Origin of the sequence: Bradyrhizobium pachyrhizi, assembly GCF_029714545.1 — a bacterium.
Lineage (GTDB): Bacteria > Pseudomonadota > Alphaproteobacteria > Rhizobiales > Xanthobacteraceae > Bradyrhizobium > Bradyrhizobium pachyrhizi.
This window is the reverse complement of record NZ_CP121667.1, coordinates 7,242,654-7,261,873: the sequence shown is the minus strand read 5'-3', so window position 1 is coordinate 7,261,873 and position 19,220 is coordinate 7,242,654. Positions and strand designations below refer to the sequence as shown.

Annotated in this window: 14 protein-coding genes; 11 read left to right on the top strand and 3 right to left on the bottom strand. The window is 59.1% G+C overall.

Translation table 11 applies throughout. The features are described from left to right. Positions 1–625 precede the first annotated feature (625 nt). A complete protein-coding gene (locus tag QA639_RS34330; RefSeq protein WP_283088293.1) occupies positions 626–748 on the top strand; it encodes a hypothetical protein in 123 nt (40 codons plus the stop codon). 37 nt (positions 749–785) lie between these two features. Here the strand turns inward: QA639_RS34330 and QA639_RS34325 are convergent, their stop codons facing one another. After that, positions 786–995, bottom strand: coding sequence for a hypothetical protein (locus tag QA639_RS34325; protein WP_283088292.1), 210 nt, complete (start codon positions 993–995; stop codon positions 786–788). Positions 996–2,489: 1,494 nt separating this feature from the next. Between QA639_RS34325 and QA639_RS34320 the strand changes: the two genes are divergently transcribed. The 4 genes from QA639_RS34320 to QA639_RS34305 all read left to right on the top strand — a co-directional run bounded on the left by QA639_RS34320 (position 2,490) and on the right by QA639_RS34305 (position 7,110). After that, positions 2,490–2,711: a hypothetical protein gene (locus QA639_RS34320; RefSeq protein ID WP_283088291.1), complete on the top strand. Its 222-nt coding sequence runs from the start codon at positions 2,490–2,492 to the stop codon at positions 2,709–2,711. 501 nt (positions 2,712–3,212) lie between these two features. Beyond that, positions 3,213–4,166, top strand: a complete 954-nt coding sequence (locus QA639_RS34315; protein ID WP_283088290.1) for a class I SAM-dependent methyltransferase — start codon at positions 3,213–3,215, stop codon at positions 4,164–4,166. 504 nt (positions 4,167–4,670) lie between these two features. Then, on the top strand, positions 4,671–5,960 hold the full coding sequence (locus QA639_RS34310; RefSeq protein ID WP_283088289.1) for a glycoside hydrolase family 28 protein: 1,290 nt from the start codon (positions 4,671–4,673) through the stop codon (positions 5,958–5,960). Positions 5,961–6,123: 163 nt separating this feature from the next. Then, the gene (locus tag QA639_RS34305; RefSeq protein ID WP_283088288.1) at positions 6,124–7,110 is read left to right on the top strand and encodes a pectinesterase family protein; all 987 of its coding nucleotides are present in this window, start codon (positions 6,124–6,126) and stop codon (positions 7,108–7,110) included. 170 nt (positions 7,111–7,280) lie between these two features. On the opposite strand, the gene QA639_RS34300 is transcribed toward QA639_RS34305, so the two are convergent. Next, the gene (locus QA639_RS34300) at positions 7,281–7,478 is read right to left on the bottom strand and encodes a hypothetical protein (protein WP_283088287.1); all 198 of its coding nucleotides are present in this window, start codon (positions 7,476–7,478) and stop codon (positions 7,281–7,283) included. Between the two features lie 951 nt (positions 7,479–8,429). Here QA639_RS34300 and icmH point away from each other — a divergent pair. From icmH to QA639_RS34280, 4 genes are all read left to right on the top strand, one after another. Continuing rightward, on the top strand, positions 8,430–9,308 hold the full coding sequence (icmH, locus tag QA639_RS34295) for a type IVB secretion system protein IcmH/DotU (RefSeq protein ID WP_283088286.1): 879 nt from the start codon (positions 8,430–8,432) through the stop codon (positions 9,306–9,308). 12 nt (positions 9,309–9,320) lie between these two features. Beyond that, a complete protein-coding gene (gene tssM / locus QA639_RS34290) occupies positions 9,321–12,878 on the top strand; it encodes a type VI secretion system membrane subunit TssM (RefSeq protein ID WP_283088285.1) in 3,558 nt (1,185 codons plus the stop codon). Between the two features lie 248 nt (positions 12,879–13,126). After that, positions 13,127–14,035, top strand: coding sequence for a serine/threonine-protein kinase (locus QA639_RS34285; protein WP_283088284.1), 909 nt, complete (start codon positions 13,127–13,129; stop codon positions 14,033–14,035). A 430-nt stretch (positions 14,036–14,465) separates the two neighbouring features. After that, positions 14,466–15,182, top strand: a complete 717-nt coding sequence (locus QA639_RS34280) for a sulfite exporter TauE/SafE family protein (RefSeq protein WP_283088283.1) — start codon at positions 14,466–14,468, stop codon at positions 15,180–15,182. A 158-nt stretch (positions 15,183–15,340) separates the two neighbouring features. On the opposite strand, the gene QA639_RS34275 is transcribed toward QA639_RS34280, so the two are convergent. After that, positions 15,341–15,517, bottom strand: coding sequence for a hypothetical protein (locus tag QA639_RS34275; RefSeq protein WP_283088282.1), 177 nt, complete (start codon positions 15,515–15,517; stop codon positions 15,341–15,343). A gap of 414 nt (positions 15,518–15,931) precedes the next feature. Between QA639_RS34275 and QA639_RS34270 the strand changes: the two genes are divergently transcribed. Next, the gene (locus QA639_RS34270) at positions 15,932–16,138 is read left to right on the top strand and encodes a cold-shock protein (RefSeq protein WP_283088281.1); all 207 of its coding nucleotides are present in this window, start codon (positions 15,932–15,934) and stop codon (positions 16,136–16,138) included. 2,699 nt (positions 16,139–18,837) lie between these two features. Further along, positions 18,838–19,083 carry a hypothetical protein gene (locus QA639_RS34265; RefSeq protein ID WP_283088280.1) on the top strand — a complete coding sequence of 82 codons (246 nt, stop codon included), beginning with the start codon at positions 18,838–18,840 and terminating at the stop codon, positions 19,081–19,083. The last annotated feature ends 137 nt before the right edge of the window (positions 19,084–19,220 follow it).

Here is a 19,220-nt window from a genome sequence, read left to right as displayed (position 1 = left end):
TAATCACGCTGTCAAGTGTGGCTGCCATATGGCACAACTCCTGCGTTGGCGCTGGAACCTACGACCCGGCGACTCAACAAGCTAGTGCAATTTGTGCGCGTTCGATAAGAGCTCCGTTGACCACGGAGAACGACGGCACATTCGCTCGGCGAGCGATCAGAAACGGACCACGTCCCATAGTAATTGATGGGTCTAGAACATTTACTATGCCTCTCAGTAGACAGCGCAGCAGGGACCTCAGGTCGGCCGAATGCGGCACCAGATTGCCAGCGTGACTCGTGATAGTGGCCGCCATGAAGCTGCGTGCCGGACGCGCGCGAAGTCGAGCGCAAAGCCCGCAGTCTCGCCGAGCATCGCCAAAAATGCGAGTTGCGAGCGGCCATTGCCTTTCACGAAAAGGGACGAATGGCGTTGAGCTCGCGAGGAAACCACGTTGCTTCCGCGATGAAGTCCTCGGGCCGTCCGCGCCGACCGCCGCGGGCAGGGGAGCGAAGAGCTTGCTCATCTCGCCGTCAATATACTCAGGATAGCAGAAGGGGCTGCGGCCCTTTGCCGTGCGCACCCTGCGGTACTTGCCGGCTCAGCTGTAGACTTCCTGGAAGCGATGGCGGAGGACGCTGCAATAATGGCGTCAAGCTTGCCGCGCGGCAGCGGCTCGCGGACGCGTGGTCATTTCAAGTTCGAACGCTTCGAACTGCGCCACGTCGTGCGGGCCGAGCTGTTCTCGAAGGTGGTCGTGCCCTTGTAGACATAAGGGCCATCGTAGGCGTCGTAGCCGGGCGCCATCAGCCGCGCGACTTGGCTTCCTGATAGACCCGGATGACCTCGGAGCGCTGATCGTCGGGCGACAGCTTCCGCTTGCTCATATCGGCGAGCCGCTTGTGGCTGGCGGCGCTCATGCTGATCCCCTCAACAGCGGTGATCGCAGCGAAGGCGCGCTGGCCGAGGACATGGCCGATCGTGCTGGCCTTCAGTCCCTTGATCGTCTTTTTCATGGGTCCTCGTCGTATCGAAGCTCGCCGGGTCGACTAACATTCAAGCAATCTGTGCGCTTGGGAGATCCGGTCGTTTAAGCCCGCTTGGAACCAAGATCACGCCAGCGGGTCCCGATATGGCTCGTGACCGAGGCGCGGATGACCGAAGACAGGCAGATTCTCGATACTGCGACCAACTCAAGGGCTTGCGCCTGCTTCCTGGAAAGACGGACGCTCCATCGCTTTGGCTTGCTTCATGGTAGTTTTCTGCACCATCTCAACCCTCTCCGTCAATTGGCGCGGCGTCCTGGTCTCAATACGCAGACGTGCTATAAGCGGCAAACAAGCCGATGACGGCAACTAACGGCCCGACCGCCCAAAGACCTTCGAGATCAAGATCAATCGCACGACCTACAAGGTCTTGAAGCCCGGTACTCACCGGCGCGCAGCTGCGGCGTTCTCATGCCACCATTAAGCGACACCGTCGATCGATCCTTTGTGGCGCAAATACTGGGCGCTCTATTGCCATTTGCAGTTGGGGATTGAGTCCGAACAACGGATTGTTGGATCAAACTATATGTCACTGCTGCTCTGACGCAGGGCATGCGTACGACGGCGGTATCGCGCGCGCGGTGACTCTAACGCCGACCAATTTTGAGATCGCGCCGGTGAGACCAGGGTCATCGATCAACGGCGCTGGGCGTGGGCGTTGAGCTGCTGATCGCGCGATCGTGGATGGCGAGATTGGTTTCGTGTTCAGTCGTGACGGGTCGATGATGCCATCGACGGACCCGATAATCGCGGAAGGCAAGCGACCATGAGCGCGCGATCGTCTGCGCCCGATCGGATGGTCTGGGGAAATAACTGCCCCCGTGTCGGCCCTTACGATACTGCGGCCGTTCCCGACGTCGGGGAAACTCTCCATGCTCGCCGGATACAGCGCCGACGTTCAGCAGCAACACGAGATACATTTGCCGTGAATTTTCGATGCTCAAGGCTGAGGAGGGCGACGATCGATGCCGAATGCCATCTCGCCGCCCATGGTCTGCGGATGCAAGACTTCAGACATGCAGAAAGACTTCGCACATATCCCAAGTTGGGATGGGAGCATGATTGCCGAGCGGCATCCGATCCTCAGGTCGGTTCGATGGACAAAGAAGCATCCTGCCGGCGAGACCTCTCCGGTCGCGGCACATTTTACATAATGGTCGGCCTTACACGACGGAACTCAGGCAAGGGACAAAGGAGGCGACCCTAAATAATCCGCGAGGACTTAGTCACCAAAAGCCTGCCAGAACATCCGCCGGCCACTGATCGCGCAGCTGACCGATCTGCGTTCGGACGACTGGCGGATATGACGACACGACGATGCTCTCGCACGGTCCCGCGTCTTACCTCATGCTGGTTAGCTACATGGCAAAAAGGCGTGGAGTGCGCCTACCCGTAGGATTCCGGAAACCGCTTCCCCGTGCGCCGAGGTTGCGCTACGCTTGCAACCTCAAGAGGAGCGGCCGCGTGGCGAGTGAGAAGCGGGTCAATATTGAGGAGCAGTCGGCGATACTGCCGCGCCTTCGCCGCGTGCAAGCGTGGCGTAGGGCTCGCTTCCAGCGCCTTCTATCTGATCCCAACATCGCTCAAAATGACCCAGGAAGGCTCAAATCCATCAAGGCCGCGCAGCTTTACACAGCCGTCTCGATGCGCGCGGAAGCCATCCTACGAGGCCTGATCGATCGCTAAAGCGCGTCCGCCCGTCTCCGTCCGGCCATGATGTGCGAGCTTTGAGCTCTGCGCGATCAAATCATCAGTAAGATGTGGCAGATATCCGCCTCGGATGTCTAAACCAAGGTATGAGTTGCTCCAACCCCCGACATCAATAGGACTCGCGCACGAAATCTGATCTTTCGCGAGGTCAGCTGCGAGACGCGCGTGACTTGGGGTTCCGTGAGCCCAGCGTTGAAAAGTATCAGGGGAGCTACCGAGTGAGCCAAGCCGCGCGGTGGCAGCACCGCCGATTGCAAGAGCGGCATGGAGTCACGCGCGAACACGTCAGCGCAGTACGGAAATCTAGTCGTTTGCCTTGGGTTCGCGGTTGCGCATCGATGATGATGGGCCTCTTGATGGTCCTGATCGCTCGGAGTAGATCCGTATCGGCCAGATGAGATTTAAGCGTCGACTGATCTCTGCGATAAGGCGCCGGGTGACTGAAGGCCGCAACCGTCGAGCGGCCTGTAAAATGAAATGGGGGATGTTGAGTTGCGAACAGATTTTTCGCGTATCAACCAGTCTAAAGCTATCTTCGATGATATTTATGCTTTGGATGATCCGAGAGCATATTTCTCTGTCCTGGGAGACTTGGATTATATGATCCCGGACGTGGCTGAGCCGGTTGTGCGCCAGATTCTGGCAGCGAAAGCGTCGGCAACCGGCCGTAAGCCGGTCGTGCTTGATGTTGGCTGTTCATACGGCATCAACGCCGCGGTGCATCGGTTTCCACTGACCTTCGGGGGCTTGCGTCATCGCTACGCCCGGCGCGAGATGAGGGCGATTAGTTCTGAGACACTGGTGCGTCTCGATCGCAATTTTTATGCAGCTTGGCCCGATGTCGGTCTGGCGCGATTTATCGGTCTCGATGTATCGGCGCCGGCGATCGGCTATGCAACGGCTGTTGGCCTGATTGAGCAGGGCATTGTCGCGGATCTTGAAACGGAGGCGCTATCGACCGACAGCGCGCCTGTTGTTAGATCCGCGGATGTCATCATGTCGACGGGCTGCATCGGCTACGTTACCGAGAAGACGTTCAGCAAGATTCTCGATGCGACGGAGAAGCGTCCATGGATCATCTCCTTCGTGCTAAGAATGTTCCCATTTGACTCCTTGGCTGCGACGTTCGCGAAGCATGGCCTTGTGTCGCAACGCCTTACCGGCGCAACGTTCATTCAGCGTCGCTTTCGCGATGCTGAAGAGTTTGAAAGTTGTTTGGCCGCCTTGACGAGGCTTGGCGTCGATGCGACCGGTCTTGAATCGGAAGGGCTATTTCACGCCGATCTGATCTTGTCCCGACCCGAGACGGATGCGCGCGCCAACCCACTGGAAGACATTGTCACCGTCGCCAGCGGCAGGGGACGACCAATCGGGCCACGTTATGTTCACGTTGAGGGGAATGAGGGCTTGCAGGTCGCGCTGGAGCCGTGATGGGTTCGTTTTTCCGATGATGGCCCTGGATGTGGCCCAGGGAATGGCGGTATCGGTGATTGCGAGCTCCGCAACCACTGCAAATTTGCAAGGAAGCACGTCGTGGCCAACGCGGTCCGTGATTTTGACGTGCCCGGCAATATTCGAGACGCAACTGGATAGCGTGCGAAAGCCAGCATTTTGCGGCCGCCAGACCCAAGGCCATTGGCAATGCCGTGGAAGGCGCGGCTGAAGACAATTCGCCTCAGGGGTGCACTCCGGACGATAGTGGCGAGAACGCTGGCTGGACCGCCGGTTCGCCGGCCGCTGCGACACTCGTCGCCAGCACCTCGAACCGTATCCGACTCACCCGCAGTCTTAAACGGGCGGGAGCGCTATCCTGGTGTTGTCTTATTAGGGACACCTTGCGCGCGCCACGGATCAGGGCGGCTCTCGCTCGAGCTCGCGTTCGGCTCGGGAACAGTTCGCGCGGCAAAGTGCCCGCAATAATGCATGAGAATGTAGATGACAAACCCTTCCCGCTACCGGGCTCTACTGTTCATCACGATCTCTATGGCTTTTTGCCTAGCCGCCCAGGCGAAAGACCGCCGCATTGTCGCTGAACCAATTGCGCCGCGCAATGTTTGCGCCCGCCCGATGGCCTCTGGAACGAACGACACCGCCTCGTTGCAGGACGCCATTGCCCATTGCCCCGCCGGTGCAGCGGTCTATTTGGCGCATGGCGAGTTCCTGTCAGGTCCACTCGAGATGAAATCGGACGTCACGCTATGGATCGAGCGAGGTGCCACGCTTTTTGCGATGTCCGACCCGAACGCGTATGACAGGGGCTCGGGACATTGCGGTCGCATCGCAGGTAAAGGTGACGGCTGCCGCCCGTTCATCAGCTTTTCAAGAACGCGCGGTGGCGGCATCTATGGCGAGGGCATCATCGATGGCCAGGGCGGCACACCCATGGTCGGCAGCGCCGAAACTTGGTGGGAGCTGGCTCGCCGGGCGCAAAACGAGCGTGGCTATCAGAACGTCCCGCGCTTGATCCAGATCGACCACGCGCAGGACATTACCTTTCACGGCACCACGCTGCGCAATGCGCCCAACTTTCACGTGGCGATGAACCGCGTCGAAGGTGCTACCTTTTGGGGCGTCACGATCGAAGCACCTGCCGACGCCCGCAACACCGACGGCATCGATCCTGGCGCCAGCCAGGATGTGACCATTACCCATAGCGTGATCCGTACCGGAGACGACAATGTGGCAATCAAGGCCGGCAATAACGGTCCCACTCGCTATGTCTCCATCGTCGATAACTATTTCGGCTGGGGACATGGAATGTCGATCGGCAGTGAGGTGAGCTCCGGCGTGAGCGACATCCTCGTGCGCGGCCTAATTCTCGACGGCACGACATCGGGCTTGCGCATCAAGAGTGATGTCAGCCGGGGCGGCCTGGTGGAGCGAGTGACCTATGAGAATGTGTGCCTGCGCGGAAACCATTGGCCGATCATGTTCGATACAAGGTATGATCCTCGCGCCGAAGGTGACAGCATTCCCCTCTATCGCCAAATTGTGCTGCGCCATGTTCGTGGCGATGGAGGTTCCCTGGTGATGCGTGGGATTGACAAGACGCATGCCCTCGAGATCACGCTGGATGATGTGCGATTTGCCGATTCCGCAAGCTGGCAGGTGGAAAATGCCAACGTGACCGTTGGGCGTTCCGGCGTGTCGCCACCGCTCCCAACTCGAGCTGCGGGGTTACTATCTCGCGGATGGGAGTGCGCAAAAGTATTTCCCAATCGTTAGGTAGCCATCAGACCGGGGACGCTGACCTGGGCACCGCCAAAGTGAAGCTGCCGTGCCATGCACATTGACGGGGCCTGGCTTTCGTTGCGCTTGATGGCACAAGGCGCAACATCCGAGCGTGCCCGAAATACGAGCCTGCACTCGGCTCGACGAAGGTAAGACGATGATGAGAGCTCTCGCGCTTTGCGCTATAGTGCTGGCTGGGTGTTTGCGCTTCTCGGAAGCATCTGCGCAGCCACTTTTGGTCTCGCAAGCCTCTGATAAGGCCTATCACTCTCTGCAGTCAGCCATAGACGCCCTACCGCCGCATGGCGGCGCTATTCTGATCGCGCCGGGCACCTATCGTGAGAAGGTCAAAGTCTCGAAACCAGGTGTTCATATCAAAGGCACCGGCAAGCAACCGCATGACACGGTTATTGTCTATGGCGACGGCGCAATCAATGTTGGGGGAACTTCTCGTTCCGCGACGCTGGACGCCTCAGGTGACGACTTTCGGCTCGATAATTTGACCGTCCAGAACGACTACTCCCTCAATCCGGCTAATCCACCTTCGCAGGCCGTGGCGCTGTCCTTGACCGGAGACAAGGACATTATCGCTAGAGTCCGCCTGCTCGGCGCGCAGGATACCCTGTTCGCCAACAAGGGGCCGAATGGCCGGATGTCGCGCCAGTACTTCTTGGACTGCTACATCGAGGGGCATGTTGATTTTATATTTGGCAACGCCAAAGCCTATTTCCGGCATTGTGAGTTGCATGGTGTCGCCAACCATGCAGTCGTCTATACCGCGCAAAGCAGAGCATCACCGGACGAGGATAGTGCCTACGTATTTGATCATTGCAGGTTGAGCGCCGATCCAGCCGCGCGCGATATTGCCCTCGGCCGTGCCTGGCGCCCCTATGCCGCTGTGATCTTCTTGTCAACCGACATGGATGCGGCCGTAATCCCCGACGGCTGGCGCGAATGGACACCCGGCAAGACCAATACCCTGAGGACGGCCTATTATGCCGAGTACAAGTCAACCGGCATCGGGGCCAATCCCATACGCCGCGAGCCATACGCTCATCAGCTCACTGACGACGAGGCTGCCCGATGGTCTCTCAAAGCGTTCTTCGCGGGTGCTACAGATTGGCTGTCGTACCAACCAAAATAGAGCGTGCCTAATTAGCGTCATGTGATGCTCTTGCGCGCATCGACCTGCGAAGGGACTGACCGGCCGACGACCGGCGCACCATCAGCGGTTTCGTTCACATGCGCTCAATCAGCTGCACGCCGGCGTGAGTTTCGCATAAATGTGATCCTGACAGACCATCTACGATCGCCTTAATCATTGCGCCAAGTGCGGCGATGCTGCTCAATCGCTTGAGGGCTGGAAAGATTTCGCCGCGCTCCGCTCGGTTCGACCGCGACCAAAGCTCCGCCGGGGAGGGGAAAGCACAATAAGGCGATCGGCAGCTCCTTTGGCCGCTCGACAAAATCCATGCGCTGAGCGATCCATTCTGCCGGCCGATCGTCCTTCATTCGAATCCCGCGCCACGATGCCGACATCGGCGCTGCATCCCATGTCCTGGCGCTCGCCCATCCATGCGCGCGCTCATCGCCGGAAGGCGCCTGCGTTCGCGCTGAACTCGTCGTTGCGCGCCAATGCCGTAATCCCCGACAGGTTCAACCGTATCATCATCCATCGCTTCAACAAACGTGCCTAGAAAGTCTCGAAAGGTGATCGAGCGTAACTTCTGCAGGCTCAAGGATTTCCGCCCCATCGCACCAGATACGCCAGCATTTGGGACGTCCTGGCCGCTGTTCATCTCGGCTCAATTGAGCCTGGACAGGAGGAGTGCAAGCGCGCTCGGATCTCGATGTTCGGCGGGCGGCATGATGACGGGGGCGAACCGAGGAGCTGACGGTTATCTAGAGGGAGCCGAGGCGATGCTTGGCGTGCTGAACTGAGGTCTCGAACACGTCGATGCTTGTCCGCTCTCTGACAAACCACGCAGCCTTTGTATCTTTCACCTTTTGTCGAGCGCACTGTTTAGAAGCCAAATCAATGTCTTAAGCCGTTGGCACAGGCGTTGCTACCGAGATGCCGCAACACTGAGTGGTTGGTGCACGTAGATGCCTAAGATGAGCGATGCTTCCCTTTCCTTGGCCACGGCGCCTCGTTCCGCAGAGAGGAGACCAACGCGTGCGCGAATATGGACTTTGAATGCACGACAGAAGATCCGCTGGCGCATCAACCGGCCGATCGACCTTCAACAATTGCAGGCAGCGGGGGCGATATCCCGCCGCAGCCAATCCGCATGTGACGCACGACCGAGCTGATGAGCAGGGCTGAGGGTGCGAGGTAGTTCTCATACTGCGAGTCGTCGGCGAGAAGGCCTTGGGCTGTAACACAACACAGGCGTTTTGACCGGAGGGCGGGTCGGTGGGGCGAGAGCTTGGCTGTACGTGGTAACTTCCAGATCCGTACACATGGATGAGCTGACAGTCATTGAACGCAGGCCAGTTGGTCCAATCCGCGTCAGCCAAGGTGGACAACGTTCCGGTCGTGTTCAACCGAGGGGCGCAGCTCCGAGGGTCCCTTATGCGCCGGTGCCCACATCCGACGCGAGCGAAGGCTCGACAGTCACCGATGCCGAAATCGTAGCGCACGGTCTCTTCGAGCCAAAAGCGGTGGAGGACACTTTGGTCGCGGCAGCAGCACCGCTCCTTTTGGTCGTCGCGCAGCTGCAATTCGTCAACAACGCCGATATCGGCGCGTTCCATCGTGGAATTGTCGAGCAAATCCGTCGCTTCGACGAGCGGGTCGTCGTCAAACATCAGGCGAGCGACGTCATAGCCGCTCGTTATGTGATATGCGCGCTCATCGACGAGGCCGTGATGACCACGCGCCGGGGCGCTGAAAGCGCCTGGAGCGACAATAGCCTGCTCAACCAGTTCCATAACGAGAGCTGGGGCGGCGACAAAGTCTTTCAGATACTCGAGCACATCCAAGCCGAGCCAGCCAAACACCTCGCCTTGCTTAAGCTCATCGATGTCTGCCTGTTGATGGGCTTCGAAGGAAAATATCGGGTGGTGGAAGGCGGCCGCGAGCGACTTGAAGACTTGCGCTGCGAGGTCGCGCGTTGCTTGCGGAACCATACGATCAGGCCGCCCGCCGAGCTATCAAGCCAATGGCGGGGCGTCAGTGCGCGCATGGGCGTGCGCAATTACGTGCCGTTGAGGATCGTCTTTACGGCTGCCGCCCTCACCGTCCTCATCGGCTACGGCTTTTTTTGGTGGTGCCTCTCTGGAGAACTGGCGCCCGTCGAGCAGCAACTTGACTTGCTCGGCCGGTCCGGGCCGCACTAAGGAGAGGTGCAGGTGTTCGGCGCGCAATTCGCGGCACCTTTAACGGTCCGAGGCATCGTGACGCTGATCGGCTTGTCGGCGGTCGGCGTGCTCATCTGGTTCGGCGGACCTTGTCTCGACCTGTTCGGCCGGTATCCGCTCCAGTCAGTCACCGTTCGCGCCGCTACAATCGCCGGCGTCTTCCTGGCGACCATGCTCGTCATCCTTGTCCGAGGCTGGTTGGCGCGCCCCGCTAATCGACGCGCCATCATGTCGCTGATGGAGAGCGAAGGGCTCGTCTCGTCCTCCAGCGATCGTAGTCGGGAGAAGGTCGAACTGATCCGGAGGCGCTTCGAGCATGCCTTCAAAGTTCTGCGCGATACAGTGTTCGCCGGCAAGCGGGGCCCACGCTATCTGTTCGAGCTGCCCTGGTACATCGTCATCGGTCCACCAGGCGCCGGCAAGACGACGATCCTGCGCAATTCAGGCCTCGGGTTTCCGCTTACCGAACGACTTGGCGTCGATCCGGTTGCTGGCGTCGGGGGTACGCGAAACTGTGACTGGTGGTTTACCGACGAAGCAGTCTTTATCGACACCGCAAGCCGTCATATGACCAAGGATAAGGATACCGAGGTCGATCGCGCGGCCTGGAGCGGCTTTCTCGATTTTCTCACTAAGCATCGGCGCGAGCCGCCGATCAATGGCGTCCTGGTCGCAATCAGCCTGTCCGATCTCTTGCTGAGCGACAACAATCGGCGGCGGCGGCTCGTCGGCTCTATCCGTTCGCGGATACAGGAGCTTCTGAAGAAGTGTGGCGGGCCCATTCCGGTCTATGTTCTGGTGACCAAATGCGATCTCGTGTCTGGCTTTGCCGAATACTTCGACAATCTCGACCAGGAAGGCCGCGCTCAGGTTTGGGGCAGGACCTTTCCCCTCGATGCGCCGCGCGATCACATCAGTGACGTCGTGACCCTTGAGATTCAGGAGCTTGCCGAGCGCCTCGAGAGCAAACTGGCCTTTCGCATGCAGGAAGAACGTAATCTCAGCCGCCGTTTAGTCATGTACGCGTTTCCGAAGGAATTCTGGAGCACCCGGACAGCAATCACTGGCTTTGTGAGCGAAGTGTTCCGGATGAGCCGCTTCGAGGTGCGGCCGATGCTGCGCGGGATCTACTTTACCAGCGGCGCGCAGGAAGGCGCGCCGATCGGGCGGGTCAACGGAGCGATCAGCCGAAGTTTTGGTCTGCACTCCGCGCCGCCCTCGTCTTCAATCGGGCCGGGGAAGGCGTTTTTCATCAAGCGGTTGCTGAGCGACGTCATCTTCGCTGAGCAGGGCCTGATCGGTCGCAATCTGAGGCTCGAAGGCAAGCTCGCGCTGCTGCATGGCTGCTTCTATATCGCGGCGATCACACTGGCGGTGGCTGCATTGGCCCAGTGGTATGGTGCCTTCGCCCGAAGCGAGGTACGCATCTCTGAAACCAGAATAGCCGTACAGACGTTGCAGGCGCACCTTCAAGAAATCCACGAACCGCTGGACTTGAAGAAGCTTCTGCCGATCCTTAATGCCGCGCGCCGGTTGCCTCAGGCTGCCCGAGAGGGCACATGGTATGCGTGGCTTGAAGACTTCGGCATCTCGGCGACGCTGGCGCCGGCCGCGCAAGAGGCCTATGACCATATTCTGGTCGACCGACTGCTACCCGTTTTCGCCAGCAGGCTGGCTGTCCGCATCGAGGCGTCATTGCGTTCGGGCAATGATACTTTGCTGGACGAGGCCAAGGAAGCGTTCCGCACGTATTTGATGCTGAGCAATCCGAGGCGTTTCAACCGCGGCAGGATCGAGCAGGCGGCGCTCACCGAAGTCGCACTGGCGTTCGGGCTCGATGCGACATCATCGGGCGAACTGAAGGAGCATTTCTCGCGGCTGATTGAGTTGTTGCCGAAGCCCATCACGACTGACCAGAAATTCGTGATCGCGGTCGGCTCGCAGCTGATGGAGCGCCGCCCTCTCGTCGAGCAGGTCTACATCCGTTTGTTGCGCGAAGCAGCGCAAGACACAAAGCTCCGGCCAATCGACCTGGTCAGTCTGCTCGGATCCGGCGAGCTTGAGATGCGTGCTCCGCAGATTGTGTCTCCCGCCATTTTACAGCACGACCCTTCCAGTTCGAGCAATGGTGCTGTCATCCCTGGCATCTTCACGCGCGACGGGTTCCTCGAATTTCTGCCGCACCGCCTCCCGCTCTTCATCAAAGAAGAGCAAAGCGACGACTGGATCCTTGCCGGTGATCCCTTGGACGCGGCCGATACCCAGCAGCTCGCACTGAAGGTCATTGACCGGTATGTTGACGACTATATTCGCACCTGGACACGTGCCCTAAGCAACATTCGCGTCGTCAAGTTTGACGACATGCAGCGCGGCGGAGTGATTTTGCGTCGGCTCGCCGGCTCACAAAGCGCGCTGCTGCAGATCATTTCCCTGGTACGCGACCATACAAGCTTGCCACTAAGTGGAGAGATGACCTCCGCCAAGACCGGTGCTGCTGCGTCCGCCGCGTTCTCGGCAGCATTCGGCGAAGCGCCTTGGCCAGGAGCACGAATTACCGAAGCGTTCCGGCCTCTGGCCAAACTGGCCACAGCCGAAGTCCCGGGACAGCCCGCCGGCCTGGATCAAATCCGCGATCGCTTCGGTGGCCTCTATGCGACGATGGCCAACATCGCGTCAGCGCCGGACCCGGGCCGGACGGCATTGCAGCTCGTTCAGCGGCGCGCCAAGGACCCAAATGGCGATTCCTTCGGCGCCTTGCATGCCGATTCGGCGCTGCGACCGGAGCTGGTCCGCACCATCATGAATGACGTCGCGCTCTCGACATGGAGCATCTTGCTCAAGCAGGCGCACGGCTATGTCAATGCAGTTTGGGTGGGCGAAGTCTTTCCGCTCTGCGCGGCCGCCATTTTCCAACGCTATCCAATGTATGCGGCGGCGACTGAGGACATAACTCTGAAGGACTTTAGCGATTTGTTCCGACCCGGCGGCGTTCTCGATGACTTTTTTCGAAGATATTTGTCGCCGCTGGTCCTCCAGAGCCGAAACGGCCTTGCGCTTGCGACCATCGATGGCGCTGAGCTCCCGATCCATGCCAATGCCCTGGCTCAGTTCCAGCGCGCGCAGGAGATTCGGAAGTCGTTTTTCAGCGGCCCCGGCTCCGGACCCGCCGTTAAACTCAGCATCAAGCCTGTCTATCTCGCCTCCCATCTGCGGCGCGCGACTTTCGCCATGGATGGCAAGGAGATCTTCTATCGTCACGAGGCGCCGCGCTCCTACGACCTCGAGTGGCCGAGCCGAACCGAAGCAAGCACTACCTCCATCACGCTCACCGCCTTGGACGGGACCGAGGAGAAGATTGAGAGCTCAGGCCCTTGGGCATTGTTCCGGCTTGTGGGTGCCCCGCGGCTGTCGTCACGTGGCAACTCCAATCGCTTCACGATCGGCGGACCTGACCGACCCAGTGTGACTTACGAGCTGCGCGCGGAAAGTAAAAGCAATCCGTTCAGCTCGAATGTCCTTCGCTCGTTCCGTTGTCCGAATAACCTGTGACGGCAATGCTGTGAGCGCGGTTCCTAACTGATTTCGGGATGAAAGGGCTAAATGCAGCCGGCTGCAAGTTGGCGGAATATTCGGTTCCACCGAGACGCCGAAACTCCGCCTCCCGATGAGCGCAAGTGGCCATTCCACACGTCCACGATATGTAGCATCGGCTTCGAGATGATCCTGCATTGCCTGCTCATGCAAGAGGCAACCTACGATACCAATACGACCGTCGATCACCTGGCTGGAGCTATACAGTGAATCCAGCTGCCCCGCCGGGATACGTGCTTGGCGGTCGTTTCGACCTGCTAGAGGCGATCAATGAGGGTCGCGCCAGTACCGTCTATCGTGCGATCGATCGGATCGGCCTGTGGGCGCGCGAACAAAATCCAGAAGTGGCCGTGAAAGTCATTCACCCAGATTCGAAGATGCGCCAGAAGATTGTCGAACTGCTACATCGCCAGGCACGCCTTTTGCGTAACTTCGTGCACGGGAATTTGGTGCAAATCTACGATTCCGATTACGACGGCAAGTATCACTACCTGGTCATGGAGCTCCTAAAGGGCCGCTCGCTAGCGCGGATCCTGGCCGATCGTCAGGGACAGCCGTTATCGCCCTCGCTATCCTTTCAGATCGTCCGTGGCGTCGGGCAAGCGCTCGCCCACATGCACCGTCTAGGCATCGTCCATGGCGGCCTCAAGCCAGGCAACATCTTCATAACTTCGGCGGGCGAAATCAAAATTCTTGATGGCGGAGCAGCGCTTATGCTCGACGTTCCGGCGCACCACGACAGGGCCATGGCCATACTCGACCAAATCGGCGTGTTAACACCGGCATATGCCTCGCCAGAGTTGTTGATGGGAGAGCCGCCAGCAGAGAGCGACGATGTCTATTCTCTCGCGGTGGTAACCTATCTGGCCCTGACTGGTGCGCGTCCTTATGCGCATCGAGCAGCCAATGAGGCAATCAAGTCGAACCTCATACCGGCACCGCCGCGGACCATTTCGCCAGCACAATGGCGGGTGCTCGCTTCAGGCCTTGCCCTTAAGCGCCGCGACCGTATCGAGACCGTCGACGAGTTCGTCCAGCGCCTCGGCCACCCGCCCTGGCTCTACCGGTTGTTCGGCGAGCGTATACTGTTTTGGGAGTCTAATAGGCTCAGCTGAAGTTTACATTATCGGGCAGTCAGCGCCACGACGGCCAGGATCTCTCCTTGAGTGTTCATCGCCACTCGCGAGGGAGAATCCTCCGCGCCGCTGATGGCGTGCGGACCCGGCACCCTGATGCAATTGATCTCCTGTTCGGTAAGTGATGCGGCCTCGCGACCTTCAGCATAAAAACGACGTTTTGGATGTTGGTTGCCGACAGGAGTTGCCGGCCCTTGAACGCTGCGCGATCTCATGTGAGGTGGGCTGTTGACCGCCGCTGAGCGCCAGATTTCGCAGGCCGTGGAAAGATTACAATGACGCGCAATGCGTACCAATTGCGTGCTCCTCTTTGCGCAAGCTCAAGTGAGCCAACCAACAAATGGACTAGCATGGACCTTGTTCTCTCTTGTCTCCCAGGCCATTCCGGACCATGCAAACGACATTACTCGTGACCTTTTTGATCGGCTTGGTCTCATTGTTGTACTCGACCGCCGGCCAGGTCGGGGGAACAGCATTTCTCGCAGTCATGGCCTTTGCAGGCCTTTCGGCCGAGCAGACGCGCCCGACTGCACTTGTCTTAAACGTTGTTGCCGCCAGCTATGCGACTTGGAGGCTGCATCGGCACAGAAAGATTGAATGGAATCTGCTTTGGCAGATCTCAATTCCGTCAATGTTGACGGCCTTCATCGGCGGGCTGCTGGCGATCGGTGGATCGCTCTACTCTATCATGACCGGTACGCTGCTGATTGCGGCCTCGTTCTTGACGTTGCTCAAGAGTCGCGTTGGCAATGTCAAGCATCGTCAGGTGCCGCTTGGTCGCGCCGCGCTGGTCGGCGCTGCCACGGGCCTGCTCTCCGGATTCACGGGAATTGGCGGTGGTGTATTTCTCGTTCCGCTGATCCTGATGCTTGGTTGGGTCTCTCCGAGGCAGGCTGCTGGGCTCTCACCGCCATTCATCCTCTGCAATTCGGTACTCGCGCTGGCGGGGGTACTGCTGTCCGGTCAGTCAGTGAACCCCGAGATTGCCTTCTACATATTCGGTGCGGTTCTTGGAGCCATGCTGGGAACCTGCATTGGGCTGCGGTGGATGAACGATTGGGCCACGCGATATGTTCTTGCGACAATCCTGTTCTTTGCAGGCGCCAGGCTCTTGTTGTCTCGGTAAGGCAATATCCGGATTTACGCTTTTCTGTCCCGCCTCCCGGCTTTCGAGGCGGTTTGAGGGTGATTGTTCCATTGCCTGTGAGCACGTCGACCGGGGCTTCAGCGTCATTGATGTAGTATTCGCGGCAGACCGAAGCCCACGAATTGCAGCAGGCTGCATCACGACGTGTTCTTCTCGGAGAGTTCGCGGATCACGTCCGGCAACAACAAGGTCACCGAGACCATCGATTCGCTCCGCGCCAAGGCGACATCTACGAGGGCGTCTGACGCCGCCGATTCGAGGATGTCATCGTGATCATCGCCTGCCTTAAGGCTGGATACGACGATAGACGTCAAAACGGCCTACGCTCCACGAGGTATTGCGCACCTGCTTTACCGTAGCCGGCGAGGCGGATCGAAGATCCGGAGGGGTTTTATGAGGAGATCTGTCGCAGGCAGCGCAGGACTACCGTGGCTGGAATCTCTCCAGGTGGAGGTGATGCCATCAGCTGTCGATAATCGGATTGCCGCTCACGGCCGATGGGTTTTGTTGCGCTTGTGCGAACGAATCCTCTGCGCTTTTCGCTGGTGACCAGCCTGATGGAGCCAAGTCCGGCGGCTAAGCGAGATGATCCGTTCCGATGCACACCTGGCTTTGCCTTAGCGCCAAGCCGCGGAAGTCATAAGCCTCGCCAAGCCGGCTCAGCTCAGGGGCTTGTGCCCCTGCTAGAGTTTGGCTAGATCGCAAGGGTTCATTTTAGGAGTTCGATAATGGCAATTGGTACTGTGAAGTGGTTCAACCCGAGCAAAGGTTATGGCTTCATCAAACCGGACGATGGCGGCCCCGACGTCTTCGTGCACATGCGTGCCGTTGAAAAGGCCGGCTACCCGGATCTCGCGGAGGGAGCGAAGATCAGCTACGAACTGAAGACCGGCAGTTCGGGTAAAGCCTCTGCTGAGAACCTGCGGATTGGGTGAGGTCGCCCTTATAGAGACACGCTGGAGGATACCGCCGTTGCGGACCGCGGTGTCCGATCGAGGCCTTCGGCAGCCCTGCGGACCCAGTCATTGGCCCGCGCGGAACATCTCACCCTTTGCAGAATCTCCAACGGATCGATGGCAACGCACCTGGTGGTGGGACCGATGCGATCGGCAGCTGCCAGAACATCGGCTGGGCCGATAAGACATGAGGCATTGGCGCGGTCGAGCGCAGCACTCTTTCTTGCGGTAGCAGCGCGTTGCCGCCCAGGATCAAGGACGCGAAGGGCATAAGGCGCGCTCGCATTCGAGGCGTAACTCCGGCGGTTTCCCCATTGAAGCAGCAACACGCGGTGCGTTTCGAATGGCCTGCGAGGCGCCGAGCATGTTCCGCTTAGCAAGACGAGGCGCGCTTTCGCTCAGATTTGCGGACTTTCAACGCGCGACGTTTCATCGTCGCCGTAAGCTTCTTTGTTCCTGGTTTGTTGGGTGCAACGCGGAGTACGCTGCCGGTCTCCGAAACAAATTGACCGCCCTTGTCTATTCGTTTCATGCAGTTCTCCAATTAATAGCCTTGTGCCGAATCTCGATTTCGAAGTCGCCCTAAGGACCAACCGCTAGCGAAAAATCACGTCCATCGCTATCGCGTTCTGTCTTTCCATCATTGGCTTATGGCTTACCGCAAACGAAAAGCAGGAACAAGCTTTCGGGGGAAATACATCAAGCATTGTACGATCCGGACGCGGATTGCGTCATCATGTCCGAGCGCACCAGCTTCGATATGCCCCAATGCAGAATGACCTACGTAACCGGTAATTCTATTCATTACGTGCAACTCCATGATTATGATTAAAGGAATGGTTGCTTGGATTCTTATAGCAACCGGTCACTCATTGAAGCGATCTGCGCCCGCAGGGAGAATTTCGACGATGCTGGTTGTCGCAATTGTCCGTCGCGTCCAAATCAGATCTCGCGAGCGTCGCGTTTTTCGACCTTGCCGACCTGTGATCCTGCAAACGACGATAGTCCTCCTGAACTTGATCTGTGGATTCATCATCAGGCAGTCGTCAACGCTCCCCTACAACGCCTGCCAAAGCCGGCGACGGCTCGCGCTAAGGCCGGAGAATCATGCGTTCGCCGTGGGTTCCCTGGATCCTGCTGGAGTTCGTCAGCTGTTCGTAAGCAAACGCAGCTAGGTATGCGTTAGGTGGGGCGGTCAACGCAAAAACTTCGATCACGATGGGCTCATATCTGATTTCGACCGAGGTATTGGCCTTTCGTCGATTTTCTCAAACTGCGAGCGTCGTTGCCGTCCAACAGAGCGGAACTTGGCTCTGAGGGTAGAAGCGCGGTCTCTTCAAGGAGGCGCAATCTGAAGCCGATCGATCCAAATGCACTATTCGACACGGACGTTTGGATGCAGGGATACGCGGCTCTGCAGGAACGGCAGCCGGCCGCCGCGTCCGCGAGATGGGCGTCGACGCCCTCCGTGGCCTCGGCGCATGACAAGATTCTGATTGTCGATTTCGGCAGCCAGGTGACGCAACTGGGCACGGCACCTCACCGGCGATTGCGACGGCAGCCTCGCGACAGCCCGCCGCGTCCGGCCATTTGCTGAAACCGTTCACCAGGTTTGCCGGCGCCTGCGGGTTAAAACGCAAGAGCTGGGACGGCCGATGCAACAATCGGGCAACACGCCTACAGGTGAAGCGGGATTTGAGCAGCAGCTAAGCGATCTGCGGCTCAGTTCCTTCGATGAGAGCTCTTCAGAGGGTGGGGACCAGATCCGCCGCTCTGATATCACTGGTTCGATGCGAATGCCGTCGCAGCCGAATGGGCAAAATATCCGCTTCAGCGGCACGCGCTGCAGCGTAGACCTGCCTCGCGCTCACCTCGCCGGCTCGAGTGGATGGACGTCCGGTGGCTCATCAGACAACGAGGATAAGCGGTCGAGCCGACAAGTGGCTGTCGCACTCGTGAGGGCAAGGCATCCAGTACATTGGATAAAGATATGAGACGCATTGACGAGCGCGACAAATCGCCCATTTCGGAATTTGGTGCCGGTGAAGGTCGAGCCGCTGACGGTTCGAGCGCTGGACCGGCTTGTGCTCCTGGTGAAGAGGGGCGATCGTTCAGTTCCATTGTGGATCGGATGCGTTCCGAGCTTCAGGATTCAGGTCCTTCGGATTCTCGCAGCATGCAGCGCGACAGCGGTGCGGGCCGATTTGCTGCTCCCTCCTCCGGCGCACATCGGCTCCTTGGCGCCGCGCTGCAGGGCGCAATCGGTGGAAGTCGTCGTCGTTTGCGCTCCTTGCCGGAATCCGGCTCGTCGCGAACTGATGGGGAACTGCGGCGCGACGATCCAGAGGCGGAAAGCTCGCTAGGACGCCGTCTCCCGTCGCACGGGAGGGATGGACCAGAAGGGGGGCGCGTCCACGATGCGCCTACTCAGAATGTCGAAACCCCGGGCCTGCAGCGGCCTTATAGAACGTACAGTGGGAGACCAAGGCGAGATGCGGGCTTCTCGCGTCCGAGTGGCGAGGAGTCCTGGCGCGACGATCGAGAGGCTGAAAGCTCGCACGCAAGCGGACGCCCACTGGATACGCAGTCCGTGTCTGAGGGAAGTCGCAGACCAGGAAGGTGGTGCGTGGCCGATGCGCCTGCGCAACCATTCCAGCCTGGGAGCTCGGAGCGAGTCCATGGAACTTATCGTGGCGCAGCCAATCTGGAAATTACTCCATCGGCTTCGGATGGTGACCGGCGACGCGCCGATCGAGCCGCCGAACGCCCGCAAACAGGCAGGCTGGCGCAGCATGGCCAATCCATCTCTGACCGAAGTGGCCGAACCGGGAGGTCGCATGCCGACAATGTTGCCCGGCAGAATGTCCAAGTTGGAATACCGCAAAGGCATTCTAGACGTTCAGATGAACTCAATGCCGCCTTAAGGGAAATCGCCAGCGCTCGCGACATCAGCGTTTTCTCACGCGCAGTTGTACGTTACAGCAAGCAGCTGGGAAGGCAGGATCTATCGGACTTTCTGCAAACCGCAGCTGCCCGTTTCGATGCTCGATTTGTGCCGCAG

What these genes read in the sequence shown, in the direction of transcription:
- QA639_RS34330 (WP_283088293.1), top strand. Translation starts at nt 626, where the DNA reads ATGGCGTCAAGCTTGCCGCGCGGCAGCGGCTCGCGGACGCGTGGTCAT.
- QA639_RS34325 (WP_283088292.1), bottom strand. Translation starts at nt 995, where the DNA reads ATGAAAAAGACGATCAAGGGACTGAAGGCCAGCACGATCGGCCATGTC.
- QA639_RS34315 (WP_283088290.1), top strand. Translation starts at nt 3,213, where the DNA reads ATGGGGGATGTTGAGTTGCGAACAGATTTTTCGCGTATCAACCAGTCT.
- QA639_RS34310 (WP_283088289.1), top strand. Translation starts at nt 4,671, where the DNA reads ATGACAAACCCTTCCCGCTACCGGGCTCTACTGTTCATCACGATCTCT.
- QA639_RS34305 (WP_283088288.1), top strand. Translation starts at nt 6,124, where the DNA reads ATGATGAGAGCTCTCGCGCTTTGCGCTATAGTGCTGGCTGGGTGTTTG.
- QA639_RS34300 (WP_283088287.1), bottom strand. Translation starts at nt 7,478, where the DNA reads ATGAAGGACGATCGGCCGGCAGAATGGATCGCTCAGCGCATGGATTTT.
- icmH (WP_283088286.1), top strand. Translation starts at nt 8,430, where the DNA reads ATGGATGAGCTGACAGTCATTGAACGCAGGCCAGTTGGTCCAATCCGC.
- QA639_RS34270 (WP_283088281.1), top strand. Translation starts at nt 15,932, where the DNA reads ATGGCAATTGGTACTGTGAAGTGGTTCAACCCGAGCAAAGGTTATGGC.
- QA639_RS34265 (WP_283088280.1), top strand. Translation starts at nt 18,838, where the DNA reads ATGGAACTTATCGTGGCGCAGCCAATCTGGAAATTACTCCATCGGCTT.